Below are 11,353 nucleotides of genomic sequence, written 5' to 3'. Positions count from 1 at the left end.
TCCAAATAGAGGTGGGAGAGGATCTGGTCCGAGGTACATTAAAGGATCTGGAAGCGGCAGGTAAGGTGAAGCGCACCGGCCGCACATGGGTCAGAGTAAAGTGAATTATTGGAAAAGGGCGAAGAGAGAAATTTTATTATCCTGCAAATCAAAAAAGATTTGTGCTGGAGAACTTCAAACACAGCCTGGAAGCTTCACCTATCATCAAGAAAGGGGAGTATGACTACTTCGTCCATCCCATCACAGACGGTGTCCCTCGTATGGATCCTCGCATCCTCACCGAGGTGCTGGAAGGATTCAAACGAGTAGGGGATTTCCATTGCGACGTGATACTAGCCCCCGAGGCCATGGGCATACCTATCGCGGTACCCCTTTCCTTGGAGCTAGGCATACCTTACAGTGTGGTGCGTAAGAGACGATACGGCCTTCCTGGAGAAGTACCATTGCATCAGGTCACCGGTTATTCCAAGGGGGAGATGTATATCAATGGCATCTCCAAGGGGGATAGGATAGTGCTAGTGGACGACGTTGTCTCCACTGGTGGAACTTTGCGCGCCATAGTCTTGGCGCTGAGAGAGATAGGTGCCGAGTTAAGGGATGTGATCGTCGCCGTGGAGAAGGGAGAGGGCAAGAAGGCCTTGGAGCAGGAGCTAGGGATCAAAATAAAAACCTTGGTGAAGGTAGAGGTCAGAGAGGGCAGGCTAGTAGTGCTCAATTGACTAATCTATCACGCATCATGCGCACGGCGGCGAGGAAGGTTATTAGGGTCAGCGCGATCAAGTAAAGCAGGCTCAGAGCATCCATCCAGCGGAAGATACCTAAGCCGAAATCTCTCATGATTATGCTGGTATGGGTCAGCGGAAGCGCCAAGGCCACGGCCTGCACACCTTCGGGCAGTATCTCCAAGGGGAAAAAGGTGCCACTGAAGAGAAACATGGGGGTGACAAGTAAGAAGAAGGGGTAATTGAAGGAATCTATGTTGGGCACTACAGCGGTGAAGATCATGGCCACGGAGCCAAAGGCCAGACCTGCCAAGAAAGTAGCGGGGATTATCAAGAGGAAAGTAGGGAAGGAGAGAAGCCCAAAAGCGGCTACCACCAGAGCCACGATGCTGGCATTTATGAAGCTCTTGGTGGCGCCCCAGAGGATCTCCCCAGCTATCACGTCCTCTATGGAGAGGGGAGTTGCCACCATGGCGTCAAACGTCTTCTGGTAATGCATGCGCACGAAAGAGCCATAGGTGCACTCGAAGAACGCCCCGTACATGGCGGAGATGGCGATAAGGCCCGGTCCGAGGAATTGAGGATAGGTATATTGATCCCAAGGAGGAGGCAGCTGCTGGATCAGCACTCCGAAGCCGAATCCCATGGCAAGCAGGTATAGAATGGGCTCAAGGAAGGGGGGTAGGAAATTGGTCTTCCAGGTGAAGAAGAACACATCCCGATTGCGCTGCCACACCGCCCAGGCCTTCCGGCTGATATTGGAGAAGAGGCTCAATCTCTCAACCCCCTGCCCGTGAGCTTAAGAAAGACATCCTCCAGGGTGGCATCTCTGAGTATTACGTTGGCGCTAGGAAATTCCTTCAGGATGCGCTCGCGCAGGCCGCGGTTGTCCTCTGTGTAAAGGTAGCCCCGATCCCCTGCCTTCTCGTATATCCAGCCCCCCTTTCTCAACCAACTGTCCAAATTCTCATCGGGGTCCAGGACCTCTACCACCCCAGAGCCCACATTCTCTAATATCAGCTCCCTTGGAGCCCCTTCCACTAGGATCCTTCCCTTTTCCATAATGACGAGGCGATCGCACAGCTGCTGCGCCTCGTCCATGTAATGGGTGGTAATGAGCACAGTCACGCCTCTCTTCTTCAGCTCTCTGATTTTATCCCAGATTAGATGACGCGCCTGTGGGTCCAGGCCAGTGGTGGGCTCGTCCAAGATGAGGAGTTTAGGCTCGTTCATGAGGGCTCGGGCGATCACCAACCGGCGCTTCATCCCTCCTGATAGCTTGGGTATGGCCACATTCTTCTTTTCCGAGAGCTGCATGAATTCAAGGAGCTCTTCGGCCCTCTTTTCTGCCTCATATCGCTTAATGCCGAAATACCGCGCGTACACTAGGAGGTTCTTCCAGGCTGTGAAATCAGGGTCCAGATTATCCTCTTGGGGACACACTCCTATCTGGGCCTTTATCTCTCTCGGCCTACTTCGCACATCCATCCCCAGAACGAAAAGCCTGCCCGCGCTCACAGGGGAGACGCACTGGATCATACGGATAGCCGAGGTTTTTCCCGCACCGTTCGGCCCGAGGAAGCCGAAACACTCCCCTGGGGCTATGCGGAAGCTAATTCCATCAACCGCAACCAGATCTTCGAATTTCTTGGTGAGCCCCTCGGCCTCTATCACCCAGTCCATTGGCATGGGGAAAGCAGAAGGGCACTAAAAAAGCTTGGCTGTAAGATTGCCAGTAAACATCGCTTTGATTTTTTTGCTTTGCCAAAGGCGTTTTGTGGACCCAGCAACACTCTTGACCGTCTTTCTCATCGCCATATTTGGGGCGCTATTAGGGATAGGTTCAGCCTTGATACCTGGCATGCATATCAATACCTTCTCCCTACTACTGCTATCCCTTTACCCTGAGCTATCTCTCTTGCTCTCATCCTTCAGTCTCGCTTCCGTTACCTATCTAGATCCGCCTATGATGTTCGCCATACTTCTCGTCTCTGCTGCCACTGGCAGCTCCTTCACAGACTTTCTCCCCTCCACTTTCTTAGGTCTTCCTGAAAGCGACACCTCAATGAGCATGCTACCTGCGCATCGCCTCCTACTCCAGGGCAAGGGCATGGATGCGGTGCGCTTTTCCGCCACCGGCAGCTTGCTTGGAGCTTTATTGGCGGTACTCGCGACATACCCTTTGCAACTCCTCATGCGTCCCCCTTTTCTTCTGGGGGATGCGTTGTCTCTCTGCTTGCCCTACCTTCTCTTGGTCATCGTCGCCATGCTGATTTTGAGTGAACACGGGCCTCGAAGAACTATAGCCTTTCTGGACCTACGCTCCGGTCATGCGAAAAGAGCTGAAGAGGTCAACATCCGTCTTCCCATCCCGATAGACGGAGAAGAAGGGGTTCTCACTGGCAGGGCGATTCGAAGGGGGTTTTGTCGCTCAAAAATCCTCACTCCGCATGGCGTATTCTTCGTGCGTCACCGTACGCCTCTGCCTAAAGGGCAATTGCATCTCAGGGGGATATGGTGTGTCAAGGAGAGTAGGGGCGTAGGAAGACTACGCGCCTTCTTGCTTATCATGCTCTCTGGTCTATTGGGGTTCTGCGTCATGGAAGCTCACCCTCCATGGGGCGATGTCTTTCCCGGGATGGGACAGAGCTTACTCTTCCCCTTACTTTCTGGCCTTTTCGCCTTTCCTGCGCTGATAAGCTCCTTCTCTTCCGGTCCTGTGCCGCCTCAGGATGCGGCCCAGGAGGCATCCATATCCATCCTTCCTGCACTTAGAGGCAGCCTGGCGGGTTTCCTGTCTGGTTGGCTCCCGGGCATCACCTCGACTATAGGCGCTACCATAGGAACTCTCCTCTCTCCTCCGAGCAGGGATCAAGAGCAGGCCTCCAAGGACTACCTCCTCATGTTGGCAGCGGTGGGCACCTCGGCTGCTGTATTCAGCATTCTCGCTCTATGCATCGAAGGCGAGGCACGCACGGGAGCCATGCTAGTCTTGGAGAAGGCCTTGGGGAAGGAGAGGACGTCCGAACTATCTCACTTCCCGGCACCAGAGTTCTCCATGCTCATTCTGGCGGTGTTGGTCTCTGCCATAATAGGTTACCTTTTATCGCTCAAGGCTGGTGCTTTGCTCTCTCAGAGGGTCGCGGGTAGGGACCTTCGTAAGCTCAATCAGGGAGTTCTGATCCTGCTCCTACTCATGATATTGGCTTTCTGTGGACTGGGGGGCATTGTGGTGTTGATGGCCTCCATCCCCTTGGGTCTCCTGCCTGCGCATCTGGGGGTCAAGAGGGTGCACCTCACAGGCTGCCTCCTCCTTCCCCTTCTTTTCTTGCGCTTCGGTCTGGAAGACGAGGTCATCGCGCTCCTCTGGAACGCTCCCTGAGCGCTTCTAGGTCCCATCCGAAGGGAAGCAGTAGGTCCGCCGCTGCCCGCAGCAGCATCTCTTCGTATTCGAGCGCGTCGTAGCGTTCGTCGCCCCGCAGGAAGGGCGCGGCCCTCACCCTCTCCCAGACGTCCCTGCTCGATCCATCCAGTATAACATATTCCACACTCCTGCCGGGCGGCACCCTGAAACCCATTTCCTGCATTTGCCTCAGCGCCGCGTAGGAATCGTTCAGTTGTGAATACTCCTCCAATTCCTTGGCCACCCGATGCCGCACTACGAGCTTCTCCAAAGGTGCATCCCCGGAACGCACCCTGTCTAGATGAGCGTCCAGCACTTCCAGGGCTTGGGGTATGAGCTGGAGGAATTGCTGTGCGTCCTCCGCCTTGCGGAAGACCTGCAGCATGCCCTGCTGCAAGTCGCGCGCCAGCTCCACGGTGTCGCTCCTCCGCAGAAACACCCCGCGCAACTTCAGCTCCCCGTCCTGGAAGAGGCCATAGTAGCGATTCAGGGCGCCTATTTCATCCCTCACCCTTGGCAGGAAAACGATCCATTTGAACACTCCGTCCAGCTGGAGGGGTATACCGATCTCGTTGGAAACCTCTTGGCAGAAGGTCTCCACATCCCCCTCCCCCTTAAGCCACAAGGAGTCCACTATACCATGTAGCACGCGGAGGCCACGTTCCTCGGCCATCTCCGTGGTGCGAAGAAGTATCTCTCTTCCGTAGGCGTTAATGCTCTCGTGGCACTCGATCCTGCCAAAGCGCGCATTCCTGTAGCCAGTGTAGCCGAAGCAAGTGACCAGTATCCATTTGAGCAGGGAGATCCGCTCCTCCATGGCCTCTCTCTCTAGGCCGTGGGGGAGGGTCTTCACTAGGCGCTTCAGCGCCAGCCGGCGATTTATCACCGGCGCTAGCACTCGTGGGAGAAGGCCAGTGCGACTTAGGCAGGTGCGATAGCCAAGTCCAGGTACTATCTTGGAGCTCTCGGGGCAGCAGGTGCACATGAGCGTCTCGGGCGAGATGTTATGCCGCACGATGATGCTGGGGTATAGGGAGACGAAGTCTACCTCGGCCACGTTAGAGTGTATGCCCACCTCAGGCTCATGTATGAATCCCCCTCGATCGCAACGGAGCAGCTGCCCTGCGGTCTTGAAATCCTCGGGGAGGTTCTTCTTCCACAGGACAAGGTGACCATCGCGCACTGCCTGGTTGATTTGCATGGCGCTGATGGCCGTTCCTGGCGAGAGGCGGGCCAGCTCCTGTATGGAGATGAGGGAAAGGCGAGAAATGTCGATGAGCCCGTAGATGCCGCTGCGCGCGTATGTCACTGAACCGCCGGAGTCCAGATGGATGCGCCCTTTAAGCTTGTGCGCAGGGGGCTTGTACACGATGCGGCCGTAGGTGAAATAGCTCTTCCCTTTGGAGAGGCGGAGCCCCTTATCCCGTCCCAGATCGAATCTTTCTAGACCGCTGCGTCTCGCCCTCTCTGCTAGGTAGTCCAAGTAGAAGTCGTCCCCCCCATCGGTGTAGATGATATCAGGGTCCATGGACTCTATCATCTCCAACAGTCTCTCCAAGATGTCGTCCTCAGGGCCATCCAGCACGTCTTCGTTGACGCGAACGCTGAGGAGAGGATCTTCATGCGTGGGAATCCCCCGCGCCGCCTGGATCCGCACTCCAATCTGCACGGCGCTCAAAGGTGGAATAGGGTAGTGCAAGCTCTCCTGAGCGTCCAACATCCTGTATTCCGTGCCGACCTCTACTAGGCCCATGGGGAAGATCCCCTTCTCGAGGTAGTAGCGCTGGTCGAATCTAAGGTCCACGTTGTACAACTCATGCTCATGATAATGTCCCCACATGTCCACAAGCCTGACCAGTTGCTCTAGCTGGCGGTACTCGTCGACGGTCACCCGCAGGGACGGCCTGGGCCTGGGATCCATGAGAGTGGTGCGCATCTCCATCTCCAGATCCTCCACTCCGAGCATGCGAAGCCCTTCTTCCACCTTTCTTAGGCCTTCGCAGCATGATCTCACATAGAAGGAAGGCCGGAAGTGGCGGTCTATCAGCTTCTCTACGCCGCTGGCCGTCTTGAGCCAGATCACGATGCAATCATGCTCGTGATCAGGGTAGCAGTCCAGTATCCAACCTCTCATCCCTTCGCCTCAATCGTTGGATTTCCTTCTCCTGCTCCAAGAGGATGGAGAGCAAGGCCCCCTCAACAGGATCGGCGAAGGCCGCGTAGGTGGAGGCGGAGGCATGCATCCTCGCCTTATTGACCATCTGGTCGAACACCTCCCGATCCTCCTTTGGCAGGGCGCGACGGTACTCCGACCAGCTCTGGATGGTGGATTCGAGGGTCATGCGGTAGCTAGGAACGGTCCTTCCCATATCATCACCATCGCATAGTCGGTGATGGCGCTATTAAGGTGGACGTAGGGAGGTGCGCGAAAGTAATTAGAAAAGAACCTTCGAGCGCAGAGCTCAGTCGATGAGAAGAAGGGCGAAGGACACTATGTCCGCGTGCATTATCTTGCCATATTCCAGGCCCTTGCACGGTATGGTAGAGATCTCCCAGCCTGCCCTTCTAGCCGTGGCGAAGACATCCATGCCCGCTGCCTCCATGCTGGGGCGCACCTTGTCCATATGCCTGCACAGCCTCCTCATGCTCCTGTCCACAGGGCCGGAGGATTCCTCGGCCACGCAGTGCTCGCAGTAGATGCAGGGATAGGCGCCGAAGCCGAAGGCCTTGTAGAAGCCGTCGTAGAATGCTGTCTTCTCCAGAATGTAAAGGGTGTCATGAACCCAGAGGATTAGGCGCTTGTACATAGGGTGGAAGTCTTCAGGTATGTCATCGGGATCCACCTTCTTCAGGCCAGGAATGCCTTGGAAGCGCAACAGCAGGGCCGCATGGTACTCGGATAGCATGCGCCTAGTCTCTTCTGGCGAGGGGGCGTATGGAGGGCAGGAGAGGTGCTTGCCGTAGCCCTTGCAGCCCCAGGCGCACTTGAACCTAACCCAATCTGCCACGGCTATTTCGGCAGGGTCGATCTCCCTGGCATCCGCCCCCTCCTTTCTCGCGATCTCTGTCAGCTTCGCTATCTCTTCCCTTAGGCTAGGTGGCATGCCAACACCTTTTTTTTATTAGGGTTCTTACCCTTATTAATTTGATGCATTCGTTGCAAGCGTTCTATTCGCCCGTGCTACATCGTTGAGATCATTAGATGGGAGGTTGAGAGCTACAATCGCTTCGGCCTAAGGCTCCGTCGGCCTGCCGTCGTAGTGCTCCTCTTGCTCCATCGCCTCTTGTTTGGTCTTGTGAACTGTCCCATCCTGATGCTCAGGGGGCGAATAGATGGTGTACAGCTTGAGATCCTTCTTCTTGGAGGTATTGATGACATTGTGCCTGGCGCCCGAGGGCACAACCACCGCCACGCCGTCCTTGACCTCGTGTTCCACCCCGTCGATGACCACTAAGCCCTTGCCTTCCTCGAAGCGGAAGAACTGGTCCACGTCTTCATGCACTTCCTCACCGATCTCCTCCCCAGGCTTGAGGCTCATTAGCACAAGCTGGCTGTACTTGCCGGTGTAGAGCACGCGCCGGAAGTCCTTATTCTTCAAGGTGTCCTTCTCGATCTTGCCCACGAAGCCTTTCTTGGTCTTCTTCTCCATGCGAATCCTCCAAAGGGGTTAGGCGATTGCCTAATCATAAATGTGTTTCAGATTGATCATCGATGCATCAGAACTCGTCCAATGTGCGCTGGTAGTAAGGAACGGGATGATAGAGCGTGCTCTGCCCTTCCTTCACCAAGCTTATCTTCAGGGCGGAGCGGTGCGGCTCGATGCGCAGCACCCGGTCCGCAGAGGAGTACATGAGGCTGCGCAAGCTCTTCTTGCACATCGTGCGCGACGGTCCTAGATTGGTCACCACCGAGACGGTGGCGTGCCTTCTGGTGATATCTCTGATGGAGGATATGCAGCGCCTCATAAGCTGCAGCGACTCTGACCAATGCACATCCCTGTCCTGGAACAGGTCAGGGAAGGAGGAAACGACGAGAAGCCCTGCGTTCGTCCTCACGATTTCCGCTTCCATCATGTCTTCTATGAGGGTCACGAGCTGGTAGGCGGTGAAGGCACGGGACACGTTCACGCTCTCCAACACCTCCTCCGTTCGCCCTCGGAAGCGCTTGCAGAGGCTGGTGAGAGCATAGGGGTTCACAGAATTACCTCCGTCCACCCAGACCACCTCCCTCCCCTCGCTCATCACTTGGTCCAAGCACAGCAGTTGAACCATGTCCAGCACTAGACGCTCGGTGGAGTCTATCAGGGTCACCTGCGAGGATGGAAAGCCTCCGATGAACTCGTCCAGCACCTTGATGCAGGTCCGCAATCGTCGTTCCTTACGCTCGGCCTGTATGCCCTCCTGCATCATCGCTGCCATTCCCTGGGGGTTTGGCAGTGTGTCAATGTAGTGGCTCATTCGCCTCCCCTATTACAATTTTCCGCACTGGCCTATAAAGGGGTAAAGGGGGGAGAGGGGCGAAAGTGCACAAACCTCATCATTTTCACCCTGCGCATGATGTCTGGGATATAGGGTGCATAGAGAATTCGTCGAAGGTCATGAAGTAGAAGGAAGACAAGGATGCGAAGCCGTAAAGCTCTGATTATGATAAAAGAATGGGGGCTGACGTTCTCGCTTCTCCGAATTATCTCGCGGAAAGCAAGGTGGCAATGGATACTGATCATCTCCACCGCGCACTTGACCCCCGTCTTTCAAAGCGTGACCTATTCTCAAAGGGAATCGCTCTTCCAAGACTTCACTCACGGCTCCTCTGGTGCCCGTATCGGCAGCAGTGTCACGCTATTGTGCACTGGTGTCTAGTCTCTGCACCACCCAAGGAATGGGCTTTAGACCGTGCTGGGGAAGGCGCAGAATGATAGCCTTGAGGGAGAGGTTGGGACGATACCTCGACTCCTTGTGACTGGTCGATGGTGAGCCTCATCGACTTCGTCTTTGGGAGAATGATCTCCCTAGTCATCTTCGGCCTCGTGCTCACTTCTCTGCTGGTCGTTCTGCGGCTTAAAGCACGCGCCTCCTGCAATGAAGACAGGCGCGATGAAACAGTGTCTGGTCCATATCTTTTGCGGGAGGAGGATATGGAAAGCACGGCTACTAAGCTGTTCTTCCGCTATCTGGATGACGCAATGCTAGGTAGCAAGCCCATACGCCCAGGCATTTGTCCCTGTGAGGAGAATTATGCTTCCATCTCCATGACACAGTGCTGAGCTATGATTGCCTGGTTGTATAGCCCACGTCGGTGAAGGTGGCCGTGGGAGGTATGAAGTATACTGAGTACTCCCTATCCCCTGCAATCGCCTTGGCCTTGTCCTCCACCTCTATGCGGGTGGCGCCTCGTGCGATTATCCTTTGTCCCATTACCGCTATCCACTCCCGAGGATAATCCGCCACTAGGTCGAAGAAGTTATCTTTGAGCCATTCGTCGTTGCGGCGATCTTCCTCGCTCTCGTACTCCTCTTCCTCCTCGTAGGCCATTGTCCTGTCCTCATGTATGGAGTTACCTGTACGGATAATATTTTTTCCAATTTTCTTAGTCCCATTCGATGGTATTTCCGCAAGCGGGGCACTTTCTCGCTCCAGCTGGAACTGGCTTCTCGCACTTCTCGCAAACAACATAGGGCTCGTTATACCGTGGAGGCATGGGGACCTTGGCGCGCTCTGGATCGGTGATGACCTTCCAACCGTAGAGCATGAGCAGTATGCCCATCACTTGCACCGCCATCATGGCAATGAAAATAATGGTATCAGATGCAGAGCCAGTCAGCACAACGCTCCAGCTTCCCAGGATCATGAGCACTCCCAATAAGAGCATGGGATAGCCGATGGCATTGGATCTTCTCATCGCATTATCGCTCATATCCATGCCAACATGTGCTTTGTACTTCAAGCTTCGGCTGCATGGTAGTTTTTCGCCCATTAGGTGCAGAATTAGGCACAAGATGAGCAGTGGCACAATTTATGATTTCCTCTTCTAACTTTGACAAATATTTCTTGAGCAAGTGAATTTCGTGCAGAAATGGCCTATGCGTCTAGCGATGATCATAATTGTGTAACAAGGCCGCCTTGCGACATACCATGATCACTTCCAAGAGATGCCCTTAAACCACCATAGAAGTTGACTCAGGGGTGAAAGTAAATACCTGAACCATTATAAGCTCCAGCGATGGAAGGGGATGCGCTCTCGATACGACCTGGAAATGGTATCGAGCTTCGATCTGGGGAGTTGATATATCGATTCGATCCTGCAAGGCTCACAGGCGATGGAGTCAACTGCATCTCGCATGCCCATTCAGATCATCTTCCCCGTAGCTTTGAGGTGGAAAGAGCCATAGCATCTAAAGTCACACTTCGCTGCGCCTCGGAGCGCCTAGGCCGGAGGCTCATCGAGGATGAATGTCATCATGTATCGATGTTCGACTCAGGCCATATCCATGGTTCGAGGATGTTCTTGGTCGATGGCGGGAGCAAGGTCCTCTATACTGGCGACATGTGCCCCGAGGACCGCTACGGGATGAGAGGGGCTCGCCCAGTAAAGACCGATATTCTGATCATAGAGGCCACCTATGGGAAGAAAGGTTGGGATTTCCCTCCTCGGGAAGAGATGGGCAATGTGATACATGATTGGGTCGAGGACAATATGGCGCAGGGATATTCGGTGGCGCTGTTCACCTATCCACTGGGCAAGTCGCAACTCCTTTTGGAAATCTTGGATGATTTGGACCCCTATCTCATGGACACGGTATTGGAAAGCACAAGGTGGGTAGAGGAAGAGGAAGGATGCTGCTTCCGCTACCGGCATTGCAAGTCCCCTTCTCCTCATCCCTCTGCCTATATTCTCTCCACCGGATCCTTGAAAGGGTCTGTGGCGCAACAGCTGCTGAAGGGCAGGACACGAACCGCTTATGTCAGTGGTTGGGCTTTGAGACGAGGATTCTATAACCATATGAGGGTAGATGAGGGATTCCCCCTTTCTGATCATGCTGGTCATGCTGAGCTCCTGGAATTCGTGCGAGGATGCTCTCCTAAAATGGTCTACACCAATCATGGATTCGATAAGGATCTAGCCGAGGATATACGCAGGGAATTGGGCATCGAGGCAATGCCGCTCAAAGAGCTGAGGGAAGCTGGAAAGCCGAAACGGCAACAGACGAAGCTGAGCGTTCTCTGATGA

At 54.7% G+C, this 11,353-nt stretch carries 14 protein-coding genes; 5 read left to right on the top strand and 9 right to left on the bottom strand.

Going from position 1 to position 11,353, the window contains the following annotated elements; all coding sequences use genetic code 11:
* Positions 1-161 precede the first annotated feature (161 nt).
* Positions 162-719 (top strand): hypoxanthine/guanine phosphoribosyltransferase, encoded by a 558-nt coding sequence (gene hpt, locus QW520_04320; protein MEM0449029.1) that lies wholly within the window; start codon positions 162-164, stop codon positions 717-719.
* On the opposite strand, the gene QW520_04315 is transcribed toward hpt, so the two are convergent.
* Entirely contained in the window at positions 712-1,497 is a 786-nt protein-coding gene (locus QW520_04315; GenBank protein ID MEM0449028.1) for an ABC transporter permease, read from the bottom strand. The two genes, hpt and QW520_04315, sit on opposite strands and share 8 nt — an antisense overlap.
* Positions 1,494-2,405 (bottom strand): ATP-binding cassette domain-containing protein, encoded by a 912-nt coding sequence (locus QW520_04310; protein ID MEM0449027.1) that lies wholly within the window; start codon positions 2,403-2,405, stop codon positions 1,494-1,496. The genes QW520_04315 and QW520_04310 overlap by 4 nt, the downstream gene beginning before the upstream one ends.
* A gap of 34 nt (positions 2,406-2,439) precedes the next feature.
* Between QW520_04310 and QW520_04305 the strand changes: the two genes are divergently transcribed.
* The gene (locus tag QW520_04305; protein ID MEM0449026.1) at positions 2,440-4,104 is read left to right on the top strand and encodes a tripartite tricarboxylate transporter permease; all 1,665 of its coding nucleotides are present in this window, start codon (positions 2,440-2,442) and stop codon (positions 4,102-4,104) included.
* On the opposite strand, the gene QW520_04300 is transcribed toward QW520_04305, so the two are convergent.
* The 5 genes from QW520_04300 to QW520_04280 all read right to left on the bottom strand — a co-directional run bounded on the left by QW520_04300 (position 4,076) and on the right by QW520_04280 (position 8,583).
* Complete coding sequence (locus QW520_04300; protein ID MEM0449025.1) at positions 4,076-6,259, bottom strand: DNA polymerase domain-containing protein; 2,184 nt, start codon at positions 6,257-6,259, stop codon at positions 4,076-4,078. The genes QW520_04305 and QW520_04300 overlap by 29 nt on opposite strands.
* Positions 6,228-6,494 carry a hypothetical protein gene (locus QW520_04295; protein ID MEM0449024.1) on the bottom strand — a complete coding sequence of 89 codons (267 nt, stop codon included), beginning with the start codon at positions 6,492-6,494 and terminating at the stop codon, positions 6,228-6,230. Before QW520_04295 ends, QW520_04300 begins: the two co-directional genes overlap by 32 nt.
* Before the next feature lie 93 nt (positions 6,495-6,587).
* Positions 6,588-7,229 (bottom strand): DUF2284 domain-containing protein, encoded by a 642-nt coding sequence (locus QW520_04290; protein MEM0449023.1) that lies wholly within the window; start codon positions 7,227-7,229, stop codon positions 6,588-6,590.
* A gap of 129 nt (positions 7,230-7,358) precedes the next feature.
* Positions 7,359-7,775 (bottom strand): cupin domain-containing protein, encoded by a 417-nt coding sequence (locus tag QW520_04285; protein MEM0449022.1) that lies wholly within the window; start codon positions 7,773-7,775, stop codon positions 7,359-7,361.
* 67 nt (positions 7,776-7,842) lie between these two features.
* Positions 7,843-8,583, bottom strand: coding sequence for a hypothetical protein (locus QW520_04280; protein ID MEM0449021.1), 741 nt, complete (start codon positions 8,581-8,583; stop codon positions 7,843-7,845).
* 162 nt (positions 8,584-8,745) lie between these two features.
* On the opposite strand from QW520_04280, the gene QW520_04275 reads away from it, so the two are divergent.
* Positions 8,746-8,985, top strand: coding sequence for a hypothetical protein (locus tag QW520_04275; GenBank protein ID MEM0449020.1), 240 nt, complete (start codon positions 8,746-8,748; stop codon positions 8,983-8,985).
* A 107-nt stretch (positions 8,986-9,092) separates the two neighbouring features.
* On the top strand, positions 9,093-9,389 hold the full coding sequence (locus QW520_04270; GenBank protein MEM0449019.1) for a hypothetical protein: 297 nt from the start codon (positions 9,093-9,095) through the stop codon (positions 9,387-9,389).
* Between the two features lies 1 nt (position 9,390).
* On the opposite strand, the gene QW520_04265 is transcribed toward QW520_04270, so the two are convergent.
* Together QW520_04265 and QW520_04260 are read right to left on the bottom strand one after the other, a co-directional pair.
* Positions 9,391-9,657: a DUF5678 domain-containing protein gene (locus QW520_04265; protein ID MEM0449018.1), complete on the bottom strand. Its 267-nt coding sequence runs from the start codon at positions 9,655-9,657 to the stop codon at positions 9,391-9,393.
* Positions 9,658-9,712: 55 nt separating this feature from the next.
* The gene (locus QW520_04260) at positions 9,713-10,039 is read right to left on the bottom strand and encodes a hypothetical protein (GenBank protein ID MEM0449017.1); all 327 of its coding nucleotides are present in this window, start codon (positions 10,037-10,039) and stop codon (positions 9,713-9,715) included.
* 306 nt (positions 10,040-10,345) lie between these two features.
* Between QW520_04260 and QW520_04255 the strand changes: the two genes are divergently transcribed.
* Entirely contained in the window at positions 10,346-11,350 is a 1,005-nt protein-coding gene (locus QW520_04255) for an MBL fold metallo-hydrolase RNA specificity domain-containing protein (GenBank protein MEM0449016.1), read from the top strand.
* Positions 11,351-11,353 lie beyond the last annotated feature (3 nt).

This window comes from Methanomassiliicoccales archaeon (assembly GCA_038740345.1).
Lineage (GTDB): Archaea > Thermoplasmatota > Thermoplasmata > Methanomassiliicoccales > UBA472 > JAJRAN01.
This window is presented reverse-complemented; position numbering and strand designations above follow the sequence as displayed.

What these genes read in the sequence shown, in the direction of transcription:
- QW520_04290 (MEM0449023.1), bottom strand. Translation starts at nt 7,229, where the DNA reads ATGCCACCTAGCCTAAGGGAAGAGATAGCGAAGCTGACAGAGATCGCG.
- QW520_04275 (MEM0449020.1), top strand. Translation starts at nt 8,746, where the DNA reads ATGCGAAGCCGTAAAGCTCTGATTATGATAAAAGAATGGGGGCTGACG.
- QW520_04260 (MEM0449017.1), bottom strand. Translation starts at nt 10,039, where the DNA reads ATGAGCGATAATGCGATGAGAAGATCCAATGCCATCGGCTATCCCATG.
- QW520_04310 (MEM0449027.1), bottom strand. Translation starts at nt 2,405, where the DNA reads ATGGACTGGGTGATAGAGGCCGAGGGGCTCACCAAGAAATTCGAAGAT.
- QW520_04265 (MEM0449018.1), bottom strand. Translation starts at nt 9,657, where the DNA reads ATGGCCTACGAGGAGGAAGAGGAGTACGAGAGCGAGGAAGATCGCCGC.
- QW520_04270 (MEM0449019.1), top strand. Translation starts at nt 9,093, where the DNA reads ATGGTGAGCCTCATCGACTTCGTCTTTGGGAGAATGATCTCCCTAGTC.
- QW520_04295 (MEM0449024.1), bottom strand. Translation starts at nt 6,494, where the DNA reads ATGGGAAGGACCGTTCCTAGCTACCGCATGACCCTCGAATCCACCATC.
- QW520_04255 (MEM0449016.1), top strand. Translation starts at nt 10,346, where the DNA reads ATGGAAGGGGATGCGCTCTCGATACGACCTGGAAATGGTATCGAGCTT.
- QW520_04300 (MEM0449025.1), bottom strand. Translation starts at nt 6,259, where the DNA reads ATGAGAGGTTGGATACTGGACTGCTACCCTGATCACGAGCATGATTGC.
- QW520_04285 (MEM0449022.1), bottom strand. Translation starts at nt 7,775, where the DNA reads ATGGAGAAGAAGACCAAGAAAGGCTTCGTGGGCAAGATCGAGAAGGAC.
- QW520_04280 (MEM0449021.1), bottom strand. Translation starts at nt 8,583, where the DNA reads ATGAGCCACTACATTGACACACTGCCAAACCCCCAGGGAATGGCAGCG.